Source organism: Pseudoduganella sp. R-34 (assembly GCF_049904655.1).
In the GTDB taxonomy this organism is placed as follows: Bacteria; Pseudomonadota; Gammaproteobacteria; order Burkholderiales; family Burkholderiaceae_D; genus Rugamonas.
The window spans coordinates 2,091,002-2,114,303 of sequence record NZ_CP184572.1; the positions used below are offsets into that span (position 1 = coordinate 2,091,002).

Below are 23,302 nucleotides of genomic sequence, written 5' to 3' on the forward strand. Positions count from 1 at the left end.
TGTTTTCTGGTAAGTGCCAGAACAATAACACTTCCTGAGAAAGCCTGTATTAAAAGGCTCAATCGTGCGCGGGGATGTGGAAATTGGTGAGATTCAATTGTGCGTAGGTAATATTTTTTTTCTGCTAACGTTCGTCCGATGCAATTATTGTAAAAAAGCTATTTGTCCGTTCGATGAGGTTAGTTATGAAGAAAATCACTGTTATCTCCCGTATTTTGTGCATCGCAGCAATCGCTGCTTCCCTGTCTGCCTGCCAGACCATGGATACCGCTAAAGTTGCCGTTCCGGTAAAACCGAAGCTGGAAGACATGCTGGCCCGGGCTACCGAAGCCAAAGTGGCCGGTAAACAAGAGCAGGCCATCACCCTGTGGAAGGAAACTGCCAACGCCTACCCTGCCGATAAGTCGCCATGGGTGAACATCGCCCAGTCCCGCTATGACGCAGGGCAATATGGCGAAGCGATCGTGAGCGCCCAGGAGATCCTGGTGCGCGATCCATCCGACCAGCTGGCCAACAGCATCATCGCCATTTCCGGCCTGCGCCTGTCCACCCGTGCCCTGGGTGACCTGAGCCGCCAGAACAACCTGTCCGGTTCGATCCGTACCGAATCCCAGGACCTGGCCAAGCTGCTGCGCGAGAGCCTGGGCGAAACCGTGCTGGTGCCAAATACCGATAAAAAGCCGCAGGCGCGCAGCAACAACACCGCCAATGCCGCTGCCAATGCCGTCCGGACCAGGGCCCAATCTGCCCGGACGCCTGCATCGACCCCTAGCGCCGACCCATTCGGCGCACTGAAATAACCACCAAGTCCAAAGAAGGAGAAGCCATGTCCAAGAACGAAAGCGTCCAGAAGCGCCTGCAGAAAATCCGTCCGCCACGGGTCCAGATGACCTATGACGTGGAAATCGGCGACGCAATCGAAAACAAGGAACTGCCCTTTGTGATGGGGGTTGTCGGCGATTTCGGCGGCAATTCCGAGGTGGAGAAGAAGCGCCTGAAGGATCGCAGCTTCGTCAACATCGACCGCGACAACTTCGACGAAGTGATGAAGGGCGTGGAACCGCGCGCTGCCTTCCGCGTGCCGAATGAGCTGGGCGGCGAAGGCCAGTTCGGCGTCGACCTGAAATTCAAGGCCATTTCCGACTTCCGTCCGGAGTCGGTGGTGGAGCAGGTGGAGCCGCTGCGCCAGTTGCTGGAAGCGCGCAACAAGCTGGCCGACCTGCGCAACAAGCTGGCCGGCAATGACAAGCTGGAAGACTTGCTGAACGACGTTTTGCGCAGCACCGAGAAACTGGCCGAGTTGGGCCAGAAGCCTGAACAAGGAGAATGAGATGTCGGCACAATTGAACGCCGCCGGTGCACTGGCCACCGCAGAAGTAAACCTGCTCGACCAGATCGTCGAGCAGAGCAAGGTCGCCAAGTCGACCAGCGAGCACGCACGTGCGAAAGACATCATCTCCGAACTGGCGCAGCAGGTCATGGCCGGCACCGTGGTGGTGTCGGATAACCTGGCCGCCACCATCGACGCCCGCGTGGCGGAACTCGATCGCCTGATCTCCTCGCAACTGTCGGTCATCATGCACGCACCGGAATTCCAGAAGCTGGAAAGCAGCTGGACCGGCCTGCATTACCTGGTCAAGAACACCGCGACCAGCACCGGCCTGAAGATCAAGATGCTGAACGCGACCAAGAAGGAACTGGTCAAGGACTTCCAGGGCGCGCTGGAATTCGACCAGAGCTCCATGTTCAAGAAGGTCTACGAAGAGGAATTCGGCACCTTCGGCGGCGCCCCGTTCGGCGCCTTGCTGGGCGATTTCGAAATCACCCGCCAGCCGGAAGACATGTACTTCATCGAGCAGATGTCGCACGTGGCGGCTGCCGCGCACGCGCCTTTCATCAGCTCCGCTTCGCCCGAGCTGTTCGGCCTGGAGACCTACGCCGACCTGGGCAAGCCGCGCGACCTGTCGAAAGTCTTCGACACCGTGGAATACGCCAAGTGGAAGTCGTTCCGCGAATCCGAGGATTCGCGCTACGTCGGCCTGACCTTGCCGCGCTTCCTGGGCCGCCTGCCGTTCAACCCGGCCGATGGCGCCACGGTGGAAGGCTTCAACTACGTGGAAGACGTGGACGGCACCGACCACGAGAAATACCTGTGGTGTAACGCCGCCTACGCCTTCGGCGTGCGTCTGACCCGCGCTTTCGAGGACTTCGGCTGGTGCGCAGCCATCCGCGGCGTGGAAGGCGGCGGCCTGGTGGAAGACCTGCCAACCCACACCTTCAAGACCGACGAAGGCGAAGTCGCGCTGAAATGCCCGACCGAAATCGCCATTACCGACCGCCGCGAGAAAGAGCTGAGCGACCTTGGCTTCATCTCGCTGGTGCATTGCAAGAATACCGACTACGCGGCCTTCTTCGGCGCGCAGTCCGCGCAGAAAGCGCGCAAGTACAACACCGACGCTGCCAACGCCAACGCCGTGCTGTCGGCCCAGCTGCAGTACATCTTCGCCGTATCGCGCATCGCCCACTATATGAAGGCCATGATGCGCGACAAGATCGGCAGCTTCGCGGCTGCTTCGAACGTGGAGGATTACCTGAACCGCTGGCTGACCCAGTACGTGCTGTTGGACGACAACGCCAGCCAAGAGCAAAAAGCGCAGTTCCCACTGCGTGAAGCTAACGTGCAAGTGTCTGAAGTGCCTGGCCGTCCAGGCGTGTATCGCGCTGTGTCCTTCCTGCGTCCCCACTTCCAGCTCGACGAGCTGTCCGTTTCACTCCGTTTGGTCGCGGAGCTGCCGCAATCGACCAAGTCGTAATTTTTATCTTTAAACACAGAAAGGAATACCATGGCAATCGACGTTTACCTGCAAATCGACGGTATCAAAGGCGAGTCCACCGATACCGCCCACAAGGATTGGATCGAAGTCAAATCCGTCCAGTGGGAAGTCCTGCAGCCAAAGTCGGCCACCGCATCTACTGGCGGCGGCCATACCGCGGAACGCACCGAGCACCGCGATATCGTCATCAACAAGCTGGCCGACCTGGCTTCGCCACTGCTGCTGCAGAATTGCTCCTCGGGCAAAACCCTGCCAAAAGCGAAAATCGAATTCATGCGTGCTGACGGCCAGGGCGACCGCGTCAAGTACTTCGAAATCGAACTGGAAAACGTGCTGATCTCCAGCGTCGCTCCAGAAGTTCGCCAGGGCGACATCCTGGGCGAAGACGTTTCGCTGAAATACTCCAAAGTCAAGTGGAAGTACACCCAGCAGAAAGTCAACGGCGGCACCGGCGGCAACACCTCCGGCGGCTGGGACCTGTCGACCAATAAAGTAGCTTAAGCGGGGACTGAATGACGGTAAGGGGATTTGCGCCGGGGCTGATGGACCGGTTGCTCCAGCCTGGTGATGGCTCCGGCAGTGCGGCCGTCTACCGCATGTCGCTCGACGAGATGAAGGACTCCGTCGCGCGCGACCTGGAAGCATTGCTGAATACCCGAACCGTCATCCCTGAGCATCTGCTCAAACGCTTTCCGGAGTGCGGTCGTTCCATCGTCAGCTATGGGCTGAACGATTTCGCCGGCATGTCGTTGGCGAGCCCGGACGACCGCGCTGCCATTTGCCAGGGGCTGGAACGTGCCATTGCACGGCATGAGCCGCGCCTGCGCAATGTACGAGCCTCACTTGAAATGCAAGAGGGCGGCATCGACCGCCTGAATTTCGCCATTACGGCGCTGCTGGTGCTGCACGCGGCACAGGAGCCGGTCAACTTCGACGCGGTCCTGCAGCCATCCAGCCTGCAATACACGATTAGCAAGGCACGCCGCGCGCTGCCGGGAGCATGATTTGGAAGAGTTACTGCCGTATTACGAGCGCGAACTGGGTTTCCTGCGGCGCTATGCACGCGAATTCGCCGAGCGCTATCCCAAGATTGCTGGCCGCCTGCTGATTGGCGGCGAGGTATGCGAAGACCCGCATATCGAACGCATGATCCAGTCCTTCGCGCTGCTGAATTCGCGCGTGTCGAAGCGCCTGGACGACGATTACCCCGAATTTACCGAAGCACTGTTCGAGGTGCTTTATCCGCACTACCTGCGCCCATTCCCGTCCTGCTCGATCGCGCGCATGGACTATGCCACCACCGCCGCCCAGTTGACGGCGGCCAGCGAGATTGCGCGCGGAACGGTGCTCAACACGCGGCCCGTCAACGGCGTCGCGTGCACTTTCCGCACTTCCTATCCGGTGACGGTAGCGCCCGTTGCGCTGAGCCACGCCTCGTTCACCGCGGCGCTGGCCTCGCCGGAATCGGTGCAACTGCCTCCGGGCGCCGGCGCCGGCCTGGCGATCACGATCGACTCGGTGTCCGAGCAGATTGGCCTGCCTGCGATGGGCGTATCGGGCCTGCGCGTCTTCATCGACGGCGAACCCTCGTTCTGCGCCGCCCTGCGCGATGCGCTGTTCATGCGCAGCGCCAAAGCCTGGGTCGAGTGCGATGGCGACGGCCGCTGGCTGCCGCTGGCGCGCATTCCCGTCGCGGCCGCAGGCTTCGAGGAGGAAGATGCGCTGATCGATTTTTCGGCGCGCTCGCACCAGGCTTACCGCCTGCTGACCGAGTATTTCTGCTTCCCCGAGAAGTTCAATTTCTTCGATATCGACCTCGCTGCCCTGTGCGCGCTGCTGCCGATCGGCACCAAGCGCCTGACGCTGCACATCGCCATGAACGGCATCCGTCCCGATTCGCATGTGGCGCGCATGCTTGCAACGCTGTCGACCAACAACCTGCTGCTGGGCTGCACCCCGGTGGTCAACCTGTTCCAGCAGCGCGGCGAGCCGATTCGCATCTCGCATACGGCCGCCAGCTATCCAGTGCTGGCCGATGCGCGCCGCGCCTATGCCTACGAGGTGTACTCCATCGACGCGGTGCGCATGGTGCGCCAGACCCCGCAGGGCGAATCGATCGTCGAGTTCCGGCCGTTCTACTCGCTGCGCCACGGCGAGACGCCGGAAAAGCATGGCCATTACTGGGTGATGCGGCGCGATGAACAGATGGCGCACAAGAGCCCCGGCTATGAGACCGAGATCACCGTTGTCGACATCGACTTCGATCCGGCGGAGGTGGAAACGGATACCCTGAGCCTGCAACTGACTTGCACCAACCGCGACTTGCCGGCATCGCTGGCCTATGGCCTGCGCGGCGGCGACTTGTTCCTGGAAGGCGGCTCCAGCGTGCGCAGCATCAGCTTCCTGCGCAAGCCGACGCCTTCCCAGCGCTTCGAGCGCGGACATGGGGCGCACTGGCGCCTGGTGTCGCACCTGTCGCTGAACCACCTGTCGCTGTCGGGCGGCGGCCTGCAGGCTTTCCAGGAAATGCTGGGACTGTACGACTTGCCGCGCTCGGCGGCGACCCAGCGCCAGATTCGCGGGCTGGAATCGGTGGAATACAAGCCGGCCAACGCCTGGCTGGCGGGAAACCCGTTCGCCTGCGTGGTGCGCGGCATGGAAGTGCGGCTGACGATCGACGAAGAAGCTTTCGTCGGCAGCGGCATCCATGCATTCGCCCAGGTGATTGAACGTTTCCTGGGCCTGTACGTGCATGCCAACAGCTTTACGCAACTGGTCGTCGTGGCCGAGAGGACTGGGGAGGAGCTGCTGCGATGCACACCGCGAAGCGGCGATTTGAGCCTGCTGTAATCGAGCGCCTGTTCGCCGAGCCGTTCCGCTTCCAGTTCTTCCAGGCGGTGCGGATGGTGGAGCTATGGCTGCGCCGCAACGGCGTGGCGCAGGAGGGCGCGATCGCCAACTTCATGCGCTTCCAGAACTCGGTGACGCTGCGCTTCCCGGCCAGCCAGCTCGAAACGCTGCATCCGGAGCCGCGCGAGATCCTGCCTACCGCGCCGGCGCTGGCGGATGCCTTGCAGAGCAAGCAGCTGCGCTACCTGCGCATGACGCCCAATTTCATGGGCTTCCTGGGCAGCTCGGGAGCGTTGCCGGCGCATTACACGGAATCCATTGCGGCGCACCAGCTGTACGCGAAGGACGAGGGGCCGCGCGCCTTCCTCGATGCGTTTTCGACCCGCTCGCTGTCGCTTTTCTACGAAGCCTGGTGCAAGTACCGGCTGGAGCTCAAATACCAGGTCGATGGGCAGGACAGGTTCCTGCCGCTGCTGCTGGCGCTGGGCGGGCTTGGCAACAAGGGGCTGACGCAAAGGCTGTCGGGCCGCGAAGCCCAGGTTTCCGGTGCGGTGCGCGACGAGTCGCTGGCTTACTTTGCCACGGCGCTGCGCCAACGTCCGGCTTCGGCGTCGACCATGGCGCGCGTGCTGGGCGAATACTTCCGCGTCGATATCAAGGCAACGCAGTTTGTCGGCTGCTGGTGCGAAGTGCCGGCGCTGCAGCAGACCATGCTGGGCGGCGTGCAGGCGCAACTGGGCGCCACCGCCATGATCGGCTCGCGCGTCTGGCAGCGCGACTTGCGCATGCGCCTGACCATCGGCCCGCTGCGGCGCACCGATTTCGATGCTTTCCTGCCCGGCGGTACTGCTGCGCGTGCCCTGGAAAAGCTGCTGTCGATGTTTACCGGGGTCACGCTGGAATACGAAATCTGCCTGGTGCTGCGCGCCGAAGACGTCTCCGGGGCGTCGCTTGGCGCCGGCGCGCGGCTGGGCTGGGACAGTTTCATACCGGACGAGGGTGCAAGCGAAGACCGCACCGATGTCCGCTACTTCATCCATGGATTAACAATGTGAGGACCGCTCGATGAGCATCAACCTGAAAACCCTGATCGGGAAACTGAATGACACTTGCCGCAATGCGGCCACCCGCGCGGCCAGCATCTGCGTTGGCCTTGGCCAGTATGAAGTAGACCAGGAACACCTGCTGCTCGCATTGCTGGAGAACCCGCGCAGCGACATGGTGGCCCTGGCGCGCCATTTTGAAGTCGACACCAGCCGCCTGCAGGCCGACCTGCAGGCCGAGATCGCGCGCTTCCGCAGCGGCAATGCGCGCACCCCGGTGTTTTCGGCGCGCCTGCCGAAGCTGTTCGAGCACGCCTGGCTGATCGCCTCGCTCGACCTGCAGGCCGGCCAGCAAGTCTTCATCCGCAGCGGCCACCTGCTGCAGGCCATGCTGACGGATCCCGAACTGTCGCAGCTGGCTTACCGCAGCTCGGCCCTGTTCCATCGCTTTGAGGCCGACGATATCAAGCACCACCTGGACAAGCTGACCGCCAATTCGGAAGAAGCCGAGGCGGCGGCCGCCACGCGCGCCGCGGGCGCGGGCGGCGACGGCGACCTGGGCGGCGATCCGGTCGGCGAAATGCAGCAGCCCGCAGGCAAGACCCCGGCGCTGGACCAGTTCACCACCAACCTGACCGAACGCGCACGCGCCGGCAAGGTCGATCCTGTGATTGGCCGCGATGCGGAAATCCGCCAGGCCATCGACATCCTGATGCGCCGCCGCCAGAACAACCCGATCCTGACCGGCGAGGCCGGCGTCGGCAAGACTGCCGTGGTGGAAGGCCTGGCCCTGCGCATTGCCCAGGGCGACGTGCCGGACGTGCTGAAGGGCGTGGCGATCCACACCCTGGACATGGGCCTGCTGCAGGCCGGCGCCAGCGTCAAGGGCGAATTCGAGAACCGCCTGAAGAACGTGATCGACGAAGTGCGCAAGAGCCCGACGCCGATCATCCTCTTCATCGACGAGGCGCACACCATGATCGGTGCAGGCGGCCAGGCCGGCCAGAACGATGCGGCGAACCTGCTCAAGCCGGCGCTGGCGCGTGGCGAACTGCGCACCATCGCGGCGACCACCTGGGGCGAGTACAAGAAGTACTTCGAGAAGGATGCCGCGCTGGCACGCCGCTTCCAGGTGATCAAGGTCGAGGAGCCGAGCGAGGAACTGGCTTGCGCCATGCTGCGCGGCATGGCTCCGCTGATGGAGCAGCATTTCAATGTGCGCATCTTCGACGAAGCGATCACCGAGGCAGTGCGCCTGTCGCATCGCTACATCATGGGTCGCCAGCTGCCGGACAAGGCAATCAGCGTGCTCGATACCGCCTGCGCCAAAGTGGCGCTGGGCCAGAGCGCCACGCCGGCGCTGATCGAGTCGCTGCAGCGCCGCCTGGAGCGCATGGCAGCTGAGACGGGCGCGCTGGAGCGCGAACTGGCGGCCGGTGGGGCGCATGAAGAGCGCCTCCAGGAACTGGCTGGCCTGCGCAGCGTGGCACAGGAAGAACTGGCTGCACTGCAAGCGCGCTGGGAGCAGGAGAAGGCGCTGGCAGCGCAGATCGGCGAGGCGCGTGCCAGCGTCGAGGCGGCATCTGCGCAGCAGGCCGGCGCCGGCGGCGCAGCGAGCCAGGCGCACGACATCCAGGCAATGCTCAAGGAGCTGCGCGCGCTGCAAGGCGAAGCGCCGATGGTGCCGGTGCAGGTGGACGGCAACGTGGTGGCTGAAATCGTTGCCGGCTGGACCGGCATCCCGCTGGGCAAGATGGTGAAAGACGAAATCCAGGCCGTGCTGAAGCTGCGCCCGGCGCTGGAAGAGCGCGTGATCGGCCAGCCGCACGCCATCGAAGCGGTGGCGCAGCGGGTGCGCACGGCACGCGCCAACCTGGACGACCCGAACAAGCCCAAGGGCGTGTTCCTGTTCGTCGGCCCATCGGGCATCGGCAAGACCGAAACCGCGCTGGCCCTGGCCGACGCGCTGTACGGCGGCGAGCGCAAGATGGTGACCATCAACATGAGCGAGTATCAGGAAGCGCACAGCGTCTCCGGCCTGAAAGGCTCGCCGCCAGGCTACGTCGGCTACGGCGAAGGCGGCGTGCTGACCGAGGCAGTGCGCCGCAACCCGTACAGCGTGGTGCTGCTCGATGAAGTGGAAAAAGCCCACCCGGACGTGCTGGAACTCTTCTTCCAGGTGTTCGACAAGGGCGTGATGGACGACGCGGAAGGCCGCGAAATCGACTTCCGCAACACCATCATCATCCTGACCTCCAACGTCGGCTCGGCGACCATGATGCAGGCTTGCCTGAACAAGGAGGCGGAAGAAATGCCGTCACCGGAAGAACTGGAAGCGGCGATCCGCCCGCAACTGGTGAAAGCCTTCAAGCCGGCCTTCCTTGGCCGCCTGAAAGTGGTGCCGTACTATCCGCTGGGCGACGATGTCCTGGCCAGCATCATCACGCTCAAGCTGGACCGCATCGGCCAGCGCGTGGCCGCCAACCACAAGGCGACCTTCCATTACGACGATACGCTGGTCGAAGCCGTGCTGGCGCGTTGCACCGAAGTCGATTCCGGCGCCCGTAATGTGGACAATATCCTGAATGGCACCTTGCTGCCTGAGATTGCGGAAGCGGTGCTGGCGAAAATGGCGGAGGGCAGTGCGATCGGCCGCATTGAAGTAGCGGCCGACCAGCAGGGGAATTTCAGCTACAGCGTAGTCTGATCAGTTGGACGAGGAGATGCCCAGCATCTCCTCGATATGCTGCAGCGAGTTGGAGTCTTTCACCACGCTGCGCAGCCAGGTGTGCAGGTCCTGCTCACCGGCGTCGGCGGCCTTGTCCGCGAAGTACGAGACGGGGCTGTGCGGCTCGGTGCGGCGGAAAAAGCTGGCGATCTCGCGCAGTTGCGTGATGGCCTGGGCGCGCGAAGCAATCGGGCCGCTCGCTTGCGGCGCAACGCCGGCTACCGGTTGCGCAATGATGATCTGCTCGCCGGCGGGCGCCGTGCCAAGCGGCGTGCTGACCGTGGCCGGCAGGCTGGCGTGCGACGGCATCGCGTCGATCATGGCCTGCACGGCATCGCGCGCCGCTGCAAAGCCGGGGCTGTCATTGCCCAGGAATTCATCGGACACCTGTTCCAGTTCTTTCAGGGCATCCATGCAATAACGCGCATCGGTCGCGAATTGTTCGCGGAAGCGCGGCGAATTGCGCGAGCGAGCCGTCTCCATGTCGGCCAGTTTTGGCCAGTCCGGATTGCGCGCATGCTCCGGCAGGCTGGCCTGCTTGCGGGCCATGTCGAAGTCGATGGCGGAAAACGCCGTGCCCTGGCCTTCGGTCAGCGGCATTTCACGCAGCAGGGTGGGGGTGCGGCCCAGGATCCAGGCCAGGTTGCCGACGCGCTGCTCCATATCGTCGCCGTCCGGCTCAGGATACAAGCCGTTGTTCCAGAATTCACGGATCAGGCCCGCCAGCAGGCGGAAGGCTTCCCCCAGGCCCTGCATGCGGTGCTGCTTGGCCGCGGCTTCCGCCAGCCAGACCGCCACGCGCAGGTCTTTGCTCTTTTCGCCCAGCAGGGTGCTGCAGCGCTTGACGACGAAGGCCCAGTCGGCCTCCTTCAGTTCGGTGACCCATTCGCCCTGCTCCAGGGAAGGGTCGTCAAAGCGGCGCGCCTGCGCAATGGCGTCGAAGTCGCTGGAGAAGGACAGGTCGTCGCCGGCCGGTTGTGCCGGCGAGATCGGCGCCAGCAAGGTTTCTGCGTTAAACATGGATATCTCCTCGGTTACTGCGCCATGCGGAATTCGATACGGCGGTTGCGTGCACGGCCTTCGACCGTGTCGTTGCTGGCGATCGGGCGATCCGGGCCGGAGCCGGATGCGACCAGGGTCTCGGCAGCAATGCCCTTGCCGGTCAGGTAGTTGCGGACTGCTTCGGCGCGCGCCTGCGACAGGTTCTGGTTGCTGGCGCGCAGGCCGACGTTGTCGGTATGGCCGATGATTTCGACCTTCTGGCCTTTCAGCTTCAGCATCGCGGCGCCCATTTCGTCGAGGATGGCCCTGCCGGTCGGCGTCAGCACTGCCTGGCCGCTTTCGAATTCGACGATGCGGTTGGCCAGCGTGCGATCGAGCACGCCCTGGTCGGCGGCCGACACGCGCAAGCCGTTGGTGACGGTATAGGTAGGATTCAGCCGGGTGGCAAAGTCGCTGGCAATGCGCTGGCGCTGGGCTTCGTTGGCGACTTCGCCGCGCACGGAAACCGTGGTGCCGTCGATCTTGAGCTGGCCGCGGCTGACCTGTTTCAGGTCGGGCGTAATGAGCTTTTGCACGTAATCGCTCCAGTTGGCCGGCGTGGTGACCTGGCCCACGTTGATCTGGTCGAGCACCTTGTCGGCGCCATAGACTTCGCGCAGCTTGGCCAATACTGCAGCCTTGCTGGCTTCATCGGCCACGGTGCCGCTGGCGACCACCTGGCCGGGTACTTGTGCCTGCGCCGCAAAGGCGGCGCACAGCAGGAGGAGGGGAAGGTAACGCATATCAGTTTCCAATAAAGGAAGTACGCAACGAGTCGTGCGCAGATTTCAGGGAAAGTCCGGGATTGGCGAGGTAGGCCGACACCCTCTGGATCGCATGGTCTTCATTCACCTGGTCCTCGACCCAATTGACCTCGTCGAAGGCGATATGGTGGCCTTCGCCGACCTGCGGGTCCATGATGCTGAGCAGGGTTTGCGGCGAGGCGCCGCTGAAACCGAGCACCAGCACCGGCTTGTCATCCAGCCGTGTCAGGAACAGCGACAGCTCGAAGTCGGCGCGCGCCAGGAACGGCGTGACCACGTGCATCCAGAACGCCGCCACCAGGTAGCGGTAGATCGGGTCGGTAGGCAGCGGCAGCACCAGGCTCTTTTCCAGGCGGCTCGAGCTGCTTGCCATCACCGGTTGCAGCAGGATGCCAAGCGCCAGCAGCACCTGGCGCACGCTGCCGGTGAAGCCGGCCTGCGCCAGCATGGCATCCAGGCCGCCGACAGTCTGCAGTTCGAGGAAATCGGCAAAGGCGGCATCGTAGGCGCTGGCATGGGTGTCCAGTTCCACGGTGTTGCCGTTCAGGGCTTGCAGCGGCGCGGCCGCATCCTCGGCGGACAGCACGCCGCCGCTCAGGTTTTCCAGGCGGTTCCACAGGCGGTTCAGCACCAGCGGGCTGTTGGCGGCAAAAGACGACGGTTCGTCGACGTCGATGCTGCCGGCCATCAGGAACGGAAAGCGGCGGCTGGACTGGTCGCTGCTGGCCGCGATATGGCCGGCGATCGCCGCGCGGCGGCGCGGCCCGAACAGCGCAAAGTGCAGCGGCTGCACGGCGTCGTAAGTCAGTTTCCAGCGCGCGTCGGTGCTCAGCATGTCCATCGAGCGCGCCATCCAGTCGTCCATCATCTGCAGCACTTTCGGGTCGCTGCCGCCTTTTACGAAGTCAGCCCGGCTCGGAATCTTGCCGAAGTAACCGATAGCAGCAGCGCGACTCATTGCGCACCTCCCGCGGCGGCAATGGCTGGTTCGCCACCGGCGCCGGCCGGGGCCGGGCCGCCAACCACGGTGTCAGGCAGGCGCAGCTTGCGGAAGCCCTGGCTGGCCTGGGCCGGTGCTGCAACCGGAGCAGGCGCCGAAGGCAACAGGCGCAGGTTGGCCGCCACGGTCACGCCGCCGTTGGTCCAGTTCAGTTCAAAGCTGCCATCCGGACGGCGCTTGCGCTGCGCCGCATCGATCATTTTCTTGAGGCCGAAGTGTCCATTCTCTTCCAGCACCACCACCTTCCTGCCGTCCGGCGTGAAGGCGGTAATGCGCGAACCGGGCACGCCTTGCGGGTTAGGCCAAACCATCGACACCCACGGCTGTTGCTGGCCTTTCCAGCGTACCGACTGGCCATCGATCTCGATGGTGTATTCGCTGACGCCCGTCACGGCCACGGTCTGCAGTTCGAAGCGGGTTTGCGCTTCTTCGCTGCTGGCGGCCTGGTTGGCGACGCCGTTCGCACTGAGCGGCGCAATCCAGCCCGGGAAGGCGGTAGCGACGGCAGGCGACAGGGTAATGCCCATATTGGCCCAGGTCTTGGCGCTCAGGGAGTCGCCGCGGCGCACCACCAGCGGGCCGATGGTCGTGTTGAAGAACTTCGCCACAGCGCCTTCAGGACCGAACACCTGGCCGATTTCGGCATTGCTGGCTTCCTGCCTGGATTCGGTCGCGAACGGATACTTGGTCTGCAGGTCGCGGCGGAACGGCTCCAGCACCTGCGCCGCCCATACCTTGTTGATCTCGGCTTCGGTCGGCTGCACGATGACAGCAAAGGTTTGCATCAGTGGGCGCACCAGCAACGGACGGATGGCCTGCTTCTGCGGGTCGCTCATGCCGACCAGCATCTGCTCGTCGACATATTTCAGGGCGTCGGCCAGCTCGGAGCCGCTGCCATCCAGCGTTTGCTGCATGAGCTGCTTGGCGCCGGGGCCCGGGTCGCCCTGGTTCTTGATCTGGTTGAAGCGCGCGCGCAGCTTGCCCAGGCTATCCATATAGCCGCGCATCAGGGACGCGTTGTTGTCCTTGACGACCACCAGTTGCGCCACGCCGGCGAATTCCCGGCCGACAGGACCGAGCGGCAGCGGTGCGCCAGGCTGGCCTTGCGGATTGGCCGGCAGGTTGATGTTCACCTGCGAAGGCTTCTGGCGCAGGATGGTTTCGCGGAACCAGTCGCCGATGCCGCGCTGGGCACGCTGCAGGCCGCTGTCCAGCAGGGTAGGGTTATCCCACGAGGTTTCCTGGTACACGGTGGTGACCAGCTTGGAAATCGGCGAAGTCTGCGGATCGCCCAGGCGATTCATCGCGGTTGCTGCCGCTTCGAAGCCGTTCAAGTCCTTGATCGCGACGCCCTGCAGGAACTTCTGCCATTCCTTGGCATAGTCGTTCTTGTACAGGTCGACCAGGGCTTTCTGGATCTGCTCAGGGCTGCCTTCCAGCGTCAGGTCGTCCTTGGCGGCGGTCTTCAGCACCCAGTCGGCGCTTTGCAGCTCGTGGTTGGCGGCTTCCTTGAAGGCGTCGCGCACATAGCCTTCCCAGGCGGCACGGGTGTAGGCGCCGGAAATCGAATAGCTGCCCACGACCAGTTCGCGGTCCTGGTCGCCAACGATGCGAGCCACGGTCATGGAAGGGAAGCGGGTCGAGGCACGGGCCTTGACGTCCGCATACACGCGTTCGCGCGCCGGCATGCCGCGCACCACGCCGCGCAGGGTGTTGCGCGACTGGTCGACCAGCGCCAGGCGGTTCTCGACGGTCGGCCAGGAAGGATCGTTGATCTCGGACAGGTAGAAGGCGATCAGGCGTTCGGCGCTGCGGATCATCTGCTCGCGGGGCATCGCCCCGCGATTAGACTCCAGCCATACGCGCCAGAAGCGGGTCAGCTGGTCGTTCAGGTGGCTCGCTTCGGCGCGCGACTTATCACCCAGCATCAGGTAGGTTTTCAGCGCGTTGTAGGCGTCTTCCACGTTTTCTGGTGAGGCGTCCTTGAACTGCTGCGGCCCGGCGTGTGCCACGGCAGGCGCCGGCGTTGCAGGCGCAGTGCCTGGCGTCGCGCCTGGCGCTGCAGGCGCCGCTGCGGCTGCCGGCGTGGCAGCGGCATTGCGCGCCAGCGGTTGCAGGCGCTCGGCATTGGTATTGACTTCGCCCAGGAAGGTTTCCAGGGATTGGCCAACGGGTTTCAGCATCACTTCACGAACGCCGGCGAAGTATTCTTCGCGCAGCTTGCGTTCCAGATAAGCACCCTGGTACAGGCCCAGGCTGACCGACAGTGGACGGTTGTCGCGGAAGCGGTCCAGTTGTTCGATACGGTCCTGCAGGATTTCCAGCGCCTCCATGCGTGCCGCCAGGTCAGGGCGCTGCTTTTGCAGCTTCACGACTTTGTCGAGATCGGCCTGCACATTGGCCACCAGGGTGCGGTTGCCCATGTAGGACCAGCTCCAGCCGCCCAGCAGCAAGCCGCTCAGCGCCACCGCGCCGAAGAAGGCCGCATAGCGCATGCGCACTTTTGCCGGGCTGGCGTATTGCGCCACCAGGTTCTTGTCCGCAAAGATCACGTTGCGGAACAACTTGAGCAGGAAGTAGCCATGCTGCTGTTCGCTGCCGTGGTGCTCTTCGCGTTGCAGGCTCAGGTCGAAACGCTGCGCCACGCGGTGCGAGGTGGCGGAGACGCCTTCGCCTTCCTGCAGCGCGCTGGTGAAGTAGAAGCCGCGGAACACGGGCTTGAACTGGAAGGGGTTTTCTTCGAACAGCGTCGCGATGAAGGTGCGCAGCGGCGCCTTGACCGAGTTGAACTCCAGCGGGAAGGTGAACACGCCGGACGGCAGGCGTTCGCGCCATTGCAGGGCCATATTGGCCAGGCTCATTTCCTTCAGGCCTTCATACAGCTCGTCAAAGCGCGCATCGAACTGGCGCAGCAGGTCTTCGTTCGGCTGGTTCTTGTGGTAGGGCAGGGTGGCGCCCCAGACGCGGTCGCGTTCGCCGATTTCGGAATCGTGGAAGAAGTCGGTGAAGCCGTTGATCAGGTCGGCCTTGGTAAAGACGACGTAGACCGGCGCATGCACTTCCAGCTTTTCGGTCAGCTCCTGCACGCGCTGGCGCAGGTTCTTGGCCAGTTCGATCGCGAATTCCGGGCGCTTGCCGGTCAGCTCGGCGATGCTGACGGCAATGATGATGCCGTTGATCGGTGCTTTCTTGCGGTACTTCTTCAGCAGGTTGAGGAAGCCAAACCATTCGGCGCGGTCTTCATCGTTGACCGCATAGCGGCCGGCGGTATCGAGCAGGATGCCGTCGGTGGTGAAGAACCAGTCGCAGTTACGGGTACCGCCCACGCCTTGCACGATACGGCTGCCGGCCAGCGGAAACTGCAGGCCGGAATTGGCGATCGCCGTGCTCTTGCCGGCGGCCGGATTACCAATGATCATGTACCAGGGAAGCTCATACAAGGCAGCGCTGCCGGAGCGCAGGCCCAGCTTGGAAGTCTTGATGGTCTGGATCGCATCGAGCATGCGCTTGCGCAGGGCTTCCGTTTCGTGGCGCGGCGCTGGCTCGGCCTTGGCCGGCGTTGTGACGGCCTGCTGTTCCAGCATGCTGCCCAACTGGGTGGCGGCGCGGCGCGCGCGATAGCGACGCCACGACCAGACCATTATGCCAAGCAGCAGGGCGGCTGCCAGCACGGCAAAGGCCAGGGTGTATGGCAATTCCAGCAGCACCGCCGCCACTAGCAGGAATGCCGCGAAGGCAAGCCAGCCGTAGATAAGGAAGGCGGTGCGCGAGGTCAGGATTTCCCGGATTCTGTGCATCATTTTTCTACTCTTGCAAGGTTAGCTAAGGGATTGCGCTTTATTTGCCGGGGCCGGGGGCGGCCGGCCAGCAAGGCGTAACGTTGGGGTGGGGCGCTGTTGGCCAGCGTGAGCGCAAGGGCGCCGCGTCTTGTAAATGTGCTCCAGGCATTCCGAATTCCTATTTCCTTCTCACGCCGTCCACACGCAACTCCGTGTGGCCGAAATCCATCATCTTCCAGCGGCCGCCCCAGGTCAGGCCCAGGCTTTCCGCCACTTCACCGAACAGCTGGTATCCGCGCATGGCCCATGGATCACGCTCCGAGATCACGAGCTTGCCGTCGCGCAGGAAGGCGCAGTCGGCGGCCAGGCCGTATTGGTGCCAGCTCTGGAAGGCCTTGGCATTGGTCACGTTGCTGCCTTGCGCCGCCAGCGCGTCCTGGCGCTCAGGACTGCGGTAGCCTTCCAGGATGGCCATGTCGTAGCCATGGCGCTCCTTCATGATGCGGAACGCCTGCAGCAAGCGCTGCGAATAGTCCTTATCCAGCAAGGCCCAGTCGCGGCTTGCCGACACCAGGCCAGGGCGCACGATTTCGACTTCCGGTGTCATGAACAGCATCGGAGGCAGGGGAGCCGGCGGCACCAGCTGCTCACCGTGCAGCAGCTCCGATACCTGCTGGTTCGCTTCGCGCACCGGCGCATCGAAGCCGCCCACCATGGTGCGGCTGCTGGCCATCCAGGCGACGACTGCCGGCAGCAGCATGATGAACAGCGCCGCAAGCGCGGTCCATTTGTGTTCGCGCAGGAAGTTTCCGCCCTGGCGCATGGCCAAGGCCGATTCCGAACCCAGTGCACCGGCCTGCTCGCCGCCGCGGCGCGCGATGTTCTGCACGCGGCGCTGGAAACGGCTGCCCACCAGCTCCAGGCGGCGCGAGACATAGGCCCGCCCGGCAGGGAACAGGACCATCCAGCTCAGCGCGCAAGCCAGCAGGAAATACAGCACGACAGCGACGAACACCACAATTAACCTCTGGAATCTAAATTACTAATTTGATAACATCGCGGGCGCGTGTCGCCTTAGCAATAAATTATTGCGGGAAAGTATATCTTGAAGTTCTGATAATCTGCTTTTACTTGGATTTCAATCGTGCGCGCCCCCGTTAAAGGCGGTCTGCCCTAGAGTGCGCACCTTTTTCCTGGGATAAAGTATATTAATGATAACCTTTGCCAGGAGTAATCCATTGTCATCAAGCAACGAAACCCGGAAACCGGCAGGCCGTCCAAGCCTGCTTTCGGCCGAGCAGCAAAATGCTCTAGAGAATCAACCAGCTTCGCCGGCAGCGTTTGAGCCGCCGCCTGCGGAAGCTCCGCGTCGCAAACACTTGTGGATTGCCGGCGGCGTGAGCGTCCTGCTGATCGCCGTCGCCCTGGCGTTTGTGTCGTTCGGCGGAAGTGAACCGGCTGCCGAAACAGTGGCTGCCGCAGCGGCGCCTGCAACAGCGCCGGCATCCGCAGCAGCGACCGCGCCTGCTGCCGCACCCGCCGGTGCAGCAGAGCAGCCCGCACAGCCAGCAGACAATTCGCCGCTAGGCGCCTTGAATGCGCCACAAGTCGCAGCCATCATCGATGAATCGCCGCCGCCTGTCGTCGGCAAGCCAAAAGAATCGCTGAAGCAGATGCTGGAAAGCGGGACTCCGGCCGCAAGCAAGCCCGCTGCGGCAAAGGCGGTACGCAAGCCGGCCAAGGAAAAACCAGCCAGGGAGTCCGAGCAGGAAGCCACGCAGCCATCCGCGGAAGAGGAGAATGACGTCCAGCTCCTGGCGGCGCTGGTGGCCCACGCCAAGTACGACACTTCAGCAAACGCCCGCATGTCCTTGTCGAAGGCGCTCGACCAATGCAAGAAGCAGGGCAAGCAGGATGCGGCCCGCTGCCGTATCCGTGTCTGCGAAGGTCGCTGGAAGAAAAACGAATGCCGCGTGTACAGCCGCAGCAAGCTTGAAAAAGCCGCGATGGGCGCTTGAGGCTCTGAGCTCGGAAGGGGCGCCCCTTCAGTTCGTCGCCGGCATTGCGCGACCTTCGTCATAGTGCGCACTAGGCAGCAACGACAGCATCAGGATTGAGAGGGAATTGTTGGCGGACCGAATCGCGCCTTCCGACGGAAGGCCGAGTGCTCCGTCATAGCCACATGCCAGGACGGCAACCGGCCGTGAGTCCAGCCATCCGCGCCTTGCTTTCTCGATCGTCACATGGGCGTTTTCCATTTTCAGGAAGGGCAGCGGGAATTGAAAGACTTCCGCCAGCACGCCCGTTTCTTCCGGCGCAGCCCGGTGGACTAGCTCCTTCAGCATTTCGGGATCGCCGCAATGCTGTTCAACCAGTTGCGAGAAGTTGTCGGAATCCAGGCCCTCAATCCCGAACTGAGGCAATGCCGAATACGTGATCTTTTCAACGGCAGTTGATTCGGGCGCAATCCGCGCGCTCCAACCGAAGGTCACCTGGCTTTGCCAGTTGTTGATGCGGATGCCCTGTAGCAGCGGCAGCTTCTCGAGCTTTTTCCAATGGATCTCGTTCGAGTAAATCGGGCCAAGGCCAGCCTTGCGCAGGGCAGGGGTGATGTCCTGCCCGAGGAAGAAGGCCTGTTGAGTACTCGTTACGCGCAATGGGGCGCCGTCATGGAACGCCTTCAGATCGCGGAAGGTCTTGTCTGCATACGCTTCGCCTTCGCCAAGGTACTCGAACAGGGGAGTCGCGGCGTAGAGACCGGCATACTGCGGATGCTTCGTCGCGTTGTGAAAAGAGAGCGCCAGTTCCACCTCATGCCCGTTCAGGCGAATCCGGACGTCGTTGATCCTTGTCTCGCCCAGCTGGACGCCGACCGTCAATGGCACTGCATTCTCGAAGTCGTAAGCGAAGCCTGTGCTGGCGAAGCAGGCAGAAATGATGAAGGCCAGGGTGGTCTTAAGCCGCATGTTTGATTAATTTGCTGGTCTGATTCGCTTGAATTTACCGCTTTCGAGAAGCTGGTATTCCGGGTTGCCGTCCTCATCGACGCAGATATATTCTTCAGTGAGGTTGCAGCGTACATTGAGCTGATCGACGACCTTTCCGGATTTAATGGAGAGGTAAGCGCCACCCATGACATCGCGGCCTCCGTTCTCGCCCGCCTCAAGGTCGTTCACTCGAACGACGACAATGCCTTTGAATGGTGGGAGAACGTTAAAGACCGGGTGCAGGCCGTGTGAGAAAGGCGTTGCGTAGTCATCGGCAAAACTTGCGCCACCTTTTCGATAGTCGTGGTGGCCAACAAGCTGCGCGATATAGTTCGCGCTCTCTTTCCTGGCGATATAGGGGTTGAAAACCGGCGAGCATTGACTGGTTTCCCGCAAACCTCCGCCGCGGCCGGCCAGATGGCTCTCGCAATGGTTTGCAAAAATCTCGGCATCGAACGGCAGGTGAGATGGCGAGAGTCCCGCTAACTCGGGCTGGCGGGCTTCGTTGTTCGCGGCCATGCCTCCAGCGCGCACAAAGCTATAAAAGGTCTCGCCACCGGCTGCGACCAGCAATCTATCTCCGTCAACCAATACATCTTCGAATTCTTCGCTGCAGTCCTGCGAGGGGCCTTCCAGATGGTAGTAGAAACCGTTCTTGGGGAGTGCAACATCAAACTCTTTCCTGATGAAGGCGCCCAGGGCAGTCTCGCTTACCCCTCCTTTAAGCGCCAACTGAAAGAGTTCGCTGTAATAGTACTTTTTCCGCTGGTACGTGCCTAAGCAACGCGGATCAAAGTTGGTTCGATTGTTGACGATCTGGAGTATCTTTTTGCCGGGTGGTAGAACAGTTTTCTGATGACGGTAGTAAGCGCTGGCCTTTTCAAATCGCCAGGTGCCGGAAAGGTCCGCGGCAGACGAATGAGAACAGGGAAGGAGAGCCAGAAGGTAAAGAAGAGTGAAGGATGTTAACCGGTTCATTCGCGTGGCGATCCAGGGCTTTTGTTAGAAGTGCTTGAACTTGCCTGTCGGCTGAAGCTGGTATTGCCTGGTTTCGCCCGCCATGCAGATGTAGTTCTCATTCATGACGCACGTGGCGTCGACCTGGTCGACCACCTTGCCGTCTTTGATCGACAGGAATACGCCGGACATCACTTCGCGTTCTCCATTCTGCGGCTCGAGGTCTTCCACATGAACCACGGTCACGTCTTTCATTAGCGGCAAAACCGTATACACGGGATGAAGCTTGTTCGCAAACGGAGGAGCGTAGTCTTGCGCCATCTGTGCTCCTCGTTTCTCGTAGTTATTACTGCCAATTAGCTGTGCGAGCCTGTTCTTGCTTTCGCTATCTGCCACATATGGGTAATAGACGGGGGCACACTTCGTGGTCGCACTGGGTTTGCCGCTCTGGCCAGTAATGTTGGCGGCACAGAGCTTGTAGAAGCCAAGGGTATCGTAAGGCAGCTGCGAGAATTGATGGCCGTCCGCGATCGTCGAGGGCGGATTCGAATTGCCCTGGCCGGCGCCCGTGCGTCGGTAAACGCGAAGAACAACGCCGCCAACAGGAACGAGCAGGGTGTCGTCCTGGACCAGAAGCCGTTTGTAATCGTCGCCGCACTTGGGCGAACCGACGTCCGATTTGAAGTAGACAGCCTTCGGGCCTAGGTCGAATGAAGCCTGCCCCTTCAGGAAATCCTTCAATTTCACTTCATTGAAGCCATTCTTTAACAGCAGCTGGAAGGCTTCCGAGTAGTTGAACTTCTCCTTGTTCGCTTTTCCGGAGCAGTTTTCATTCACCCAGACCCCATTGTCAACAATTTGCAGATGGGGATTTGCAGGGGGCTTCGGTGAATCCATGACCTGGAGAGGATCGAGGCTGCGTTCATACTTCCACGTGCCATTGATGTCAGAACCAGAAGCGGCTTGAATTGAGAGTACGCCAACCAGGGCTGCAGTAAAGCGCATCATTTACTTGAACAGGCGGGCTGCTTCAGCGGTCATTGCTTCGTTCACGTCGCAGAAATTGCGCTTGCTGGCGACCTTGCCGACCTCTCGGAAGGACAGTGCCGGTGCGTCCACCGTCTCGGGATCATCATTCTTTTTCAATTCCAGCACCGTGAAGTTCACGCGGCGCTCGTCTGCCCACATGCCATCGCGCTCGGCATAAACCACACGCAGGCCAGACTTTGTCTTGAAAGCGCGGAATCCGCTGATGGCGCAATCGGCGCCAGATTCCAGTTGCAGCGCTGGGACGAAGCGCTTCTTGATTTCGAAGGGAATCTGCTGTGCTGGACCCTTGTCATTGGCGCGGAAGAAGGTAATGGCGCGCAAAGTGTGGGGCGTGTTCCTGTCGATGTCGGTGTACAGCATTTGCAGTTCCATGCCGTTTGTCGAAATGCTTGTGATGTCGCGTTGTGGGGTGATGAATTGCTGCGCGTGCAGCGGCAGGCCGATGGCGAGCAGCAGCGCGCCAAGGAGATGAGCTTTCATGTGACTCTCCGGGTTATGCGATGTGCGAGCGGGCGAAGTCGATCAGCTCGCGCGGATAGAAGTGGTCTTGGCGGTAGCTGGCGTCGTCGATGCCCAGCACGAAGCTGATGGCTGCGGCTTCCAGCGACCAGTAGCCGAAGAACTGGACGCCCTTGCGGTTGGTGCCGAAATACGGTTCGTCTTCGCTCATGTCGTACCAGGCACGCATGTAGCCGGCCATCAGGGCGGGGCGCATTTCGGGAGCTGCGGCGAAAATCGGCAGGGCTTGCGAGTAGGGTCTGCCCCGCGTACATTTTTTTGGCGGGGCTTCGCGGCCAGGCACGAAAGGTGCGACCAACTGCTCCAGCAGCGCGTCGCGACGACGGTTGCCATAATCAAGGATAGGCATGATGCGGGCCAGCTTCTCTTCATGGCCCAGCAGGATGGCGAAACACACCAGCGACAGGCCGGTGTGATAGTCATCGTCTTGCAGGTCCAGCCAGTGCTTGTAGCAGTCCTCGTCCTCGCCGCTCTCCGGCCGTGTAAATGGCGTTAGGAAGCGCGCGTAGTCTTCCCAAAAGCTGAGAGCCAGCGGAAAAAAAGTATTGAGGTCCTCCAATGCATGGCCGGCGCTGTAGCTATTGCGCAGGTGATTCACGGACTCCCATGCCAGCAGGTGTGCTCCGTCATACTGATCCGGGTCGGCGCATTCGTAACAGACCTTGTCGGTGAAGTGCGCCAGGTTTTCCTCGTAGCTGTCATAGCGCATGCGGCTGGAGCGGCGCCGCTGCTCGAAATCGGCAGGGGACAGCTTCTTGTGCCGCCAAAACATGGCCAGGTCTTCGAGCGTATCGGGCGGCGCCAGTTCGGCGCTTTCCACGATGGATGCGGCGACGTACGTCGGCATCTTGCCTGCATTGGCCTGGCGTGCAAAGGCGGCCATGTGCGCCGGATAGTAGGGCAGGTGGCGATAGCTCGCATCGTCGATGCCCAGCACCAGGGTGATGGCGGCCGCCTCCCACGACCAGTAGCCGACGAACTGGTAACCAGATTTGTGCAGGTCGTAATAGTTTTCGCGGCGGCTGGCCTCGTACCATTCTGCGAGATATTGCGCCATCAGTGCCGGCCGTTCGGCGGGCTGCGCGGCAAAGATGGGGAGAACCTTCGAATACGGCAGGTTGCGGCGGCAGATGCCGACAGACGGATCGCGCCCTTCGACGCAGCAACTGAGCAAGCGTTCGACCAGCGCGTCGCGCTTCTCATTGCGGTAGTCGATCAGCGGCACCAGGCGATGCAGCATATCCTGCTTGCCGAGCAGGAGGCCAAGGCAAACCATGGTCAGCGCCTGATGGTACTCCGGACCGGCCAGCGCAACATGCGGCCACGGTGTCTCGCGATCATTGCTGTCGTTATAGGCCTGGTTGTAGTGGGCGTAGGTTTCCCAATGTTCGACCGCACGGTCGTAGAAAGCTTGAAGCTGGGCGATGTCATGCCCGCCGCTATAGCAGTTGACCAGGAACGCGGTGGCGTCAGTCGCCAGGCGCTTGGTCGTGTTCATCAGGTTATAGAGCGGGATCGCCGAGATCATCTCGGGCGGTTGCTGCAGGCGTTCCCTCACATGCTCGAACGTCTCGAGCTGGTCATGGAAGTTTTCTTCGTAGCCGTGATACCTAAGCAGGGGTTCGCGCAGGGACTGGTGAAAGTCGCTTTCTGACAGCGGGGCATGCATGGGTGTTGCTCTTTCTGTAACGATGCGGACCGCCATTACAGCCTAGAATTTCGTGAACGGCAAGAGTGATTCAATTGAATC

At 62.1% G+C, this 23,302-nt stretch carries 19 protein-coding genes; 9 read left to right on the forward strand and 10 right to left on the reverse strand.

The window, feature by feature from the left end:
* Nucleotides 1-185 precede the first annotated feature (185 nt).
* From ACN9MW_RS09615 to tssH, 8 genes are read left to right on the forward strand one after another with little or no spacing between them, the layout of a single operon-like run.
* Nucleotides 186-800: a tetratricopeptide repeat protein gene (locus ACN9MW_RS09615; protein ID WP_426170275.1), complete on the forward strand. Its 615-nt coding sequence runs from the start codon at nucleotides 186-188 to the stop codon at nucleotides 798-800.
* A 26-nt stretch (nucleotides 801-826) separates the two neighbouring features.
* Nucleotides 827-1,330, forward strand: coding sequence for a type VI secretion system contractile sheath small subunit (gene tssB, locus ACN9MW_RS09620; RefSeq protein WP_426170277.1), 504 nt, complete (start codon nucleotides 827-829; stop codon nucleotides 1,328-1,330).
* Between the two features lies 1 nt (nucleotide 1,331).
* Nucleotides 1,332-2,813, forward strand: a complete 1,482-nt coding sequence (gene tssC, locus ACN9MW_RS09625; protein WP_426170279.1) for a type VI secretion system contractile sheath large subunit — start codon at nucleotides 1,332-1,334, stop codon at nucleotides 2,811-2,813.
* A gap of 30 nt (nucleotides 2,814-2,843) precedes the next feature.
* The gene (locus ACN9MW_RS09630; RefSeq protein ID WP_426170281.1) at nucleotides 2,844-3,335 is read left to right on the forward strand and encodes an Hcp family type VI secretion system effector; all 492 of its coding nucleotides are present in this window, start codon (nucleotides 2,844-2,846) and stop codon (nucleotides 3,333-3,335) included.
* Between the two features lie 41 nt (nucleotides 3,336-3,376).
* Entirely contained in the window at nucleotides 3,377-3,838 is a 462-nt protein-coding gene (gene tssE / locus ACN9MW_RS09635) for a type VI secretion system baseplate subunit TssE (protein ID WP_426170283.1), read from the forward strand.
* A gap of 1 nt (nucleotide 3,839) precedes the next feature.
* The gene (tssF, locus tag ACN9MW_RS09640) at nucleotides 3,840-5,684 is read left to right on the forward strand and encodes a type VI secretion system baseplate subunit TssF (RefSeq protein ID WP_426170285.1); all 1,845 of its coding nucleotides are present in this window, start codon (nucleotides 3,840-3,842) and stop codon (nucleotides 5,682-5,684) included.
* Nucleotides 5,648-6,739 carry a type VI secretion system baseplate subunit TssG gene (gene tssG, locus ACN9MW_RS09645; RefSeq protein WP_426170287.1) on the forward strand — a complete coding sequence of 364 codons (1,092 nt, stop codon included), beginning with the start codon at nucleotides 5,648-5,650 and terminating at the stop codon, nucleotides 6,737-6,739. The genes tssF and tssG overlap by 37 nt, the downstream gene beginning before the upstream one ends.
* Before the next feature lie 10 nt (nucleotides 6,740-6,749).
* Complete coding sequence (tssH, locus tag ACN9MW_RS09650) at nucleotides 6,750-9,434, forward strand: type VI secretion system ATPase TssH (RefSeq protein ID WP_426170289.1); 2,685 nt, start codon at nucleotides 6,750-6,752, stop codon at nucleotides 9,432-9,434.
* Here the strand turns inward: tssH and tssA are convergent, their stop codons facing one another.
* The 5 genes from tssA to ACN9MW_RS09675 form a co-directional block, all read right to left on the reverse strand.
* The gene (gene tssA, locus ACN9MW_RS09655; protein ID WP_426170290.1) at nucleotides 9,435-10,475 is read right to left on the reverse strand and encodes a type VI secretion system protein TssA; all 1,041 of its coding nucleotides are present in this window, start codon (nucleotides 10,473-10,475) and stop codon (nucleotides 9,435-9,437) included. It abuts the gene before it with no gap.
* A 14-nt stretch (nucleotides 10,476-10,489) separates the two neighbouring features.
* A complete protein-coding gene (locus tag ACN9MW_RS09660) occupies nucleotides 10,490-11,239 on the reverse strand; it encodes an OmpA family protein (protein WP_426170292.1) in 750 nt (249 codons plus the stop codon).
* Nucleotide 11,240: 1 nt separating this feature from the next.
* A complete protein-coding gene (gene tagF, locus ACN9MW_RS09665) occupies nucleotides 11,241-12,218 on the reverse strand; it encodes a type VI secretion system-associated protein TagF (RefSeq protein WP_426170293.1) in 978 nt (325 codons plus the stop codon).
* Nucleotides 12,215-16,057 (reverse strand): type VI secretion system membrane subunit TssM, encoded by a 3,843-nt coding sequence (tssM, locus tag ACN9MW_RS09670; protein ID WP_426172165.1) that lies wholly within the window; start codon nucleotides 16,055-16,057, stop codon nucleotides 12,215-12,217. The genes tagF and tssM overlap by 4 nt, the downstream gene beginning before the upstream one ends.
* A 160-nt stretch (nucleotides 16,058-16,217) precedes the next feature.
* Entirely contained in the window at nucleotides 16,218-17,057 is an 840-nt protein-coding gene (locus tag ACN9MW_RS09675; RefSeq protein WP_426170295.1) for a M15 family metallopeptidase, read from the reverse strand.
* 379 nt (nucleotides 17,058-17,436) lie between these two features.
* Here ACN9MW_RS09675 and ACN9MW_RS09680 point away from each other — a divergent pair, with 379 nt between their 5' ends.
* Nucleotides 17,437-18,057: a hypothetical protein gene (locus ACN9MW_RS09680; protein ID WP_426170296.1), complete on the forward strand. Its 621-nt coding sequence runs from the start codon at nucleotides 17,437-17,439 to the stop codon at nucleotides 18,055-18,057.
* A 27-nt stretch (nucleotides 18,058-18,084) separates the two neighbouring features.
* On the opposite strand, the gene ACN9MW_RS09685 is transcribed toward ACN9MW_RS09680, so the two are convergent.
* Genes ACN9MW_RS09685 through ACN9MW_RS09705 form a run of 5 tightly spaced genes read right to left on the reverse strand, consistent with a single transcriptional unit; the run spans nucleotide 18,085 to nucleotide 23,221 of the window.
* On the reverse strand, nucleotides 18,085-19,005 hold the full coding sequence (locus ACN9MW_RS09685; RefSeq protein WP_426170298.1) for a hypothetical protein: 921 nt from the start codon (nucleotides 19,003-19,005) through the stop codon (nucleotides 18,085-18,087).
* 6 nt (nucleotides 19,006-19,011) lie between these two features.
* A complete protein-coding gene (locus ACN9MW_RS09690; protein WP_426170300.1) occupies nucleotides 19,012-20,004 on the reverse strand; it encodes a hypothetical protein in 993 nt (330 codons plus the stop codon).
* 24 nt (nucleotides 20,005-20,028) lie between these two features.
* The gene (locus ACN9MW_RS09695; protein ID WP_426170301.1) at nucleotides 20,029-20,991 is read right to left on the reverse strand and encodes a hypothetical protein; all 963 of its coding nucleotides are present in this window, start codon (nucleotides 20,989-20,991) and stop codon (nucleotides 20,029-20,031) included.
* Nucleotides 20,992-21,513, reverse strand: coding sequence for a carbapenem self-resistance protein CarG family protein (locus tag ACN9MW_RS09700; protein WP_426170303.1), 522 nt, complete (start codon nucleotides 21,511-21,513; stop codon nucleotides 20,992-20,994).
* 13 nt (nucleotides 21,514-21,526) lie between these two features.
* The gene (locus tag ACN9MW_RS09705) at nucleotides 21,527-23,221 is read right to left on the reverse strand and encodes a PoNe immunity protein domain-containing protein (protein WP_426170304.1); all 1,695 of its coding nucleotides are present in this window, start codon (nucleotides 23,219-23,221) and stop codon (nucleotides 21,527-21,529) included.
* Nucleotides 23,222-23,302 lie beyond the last annotated feature (81 nt).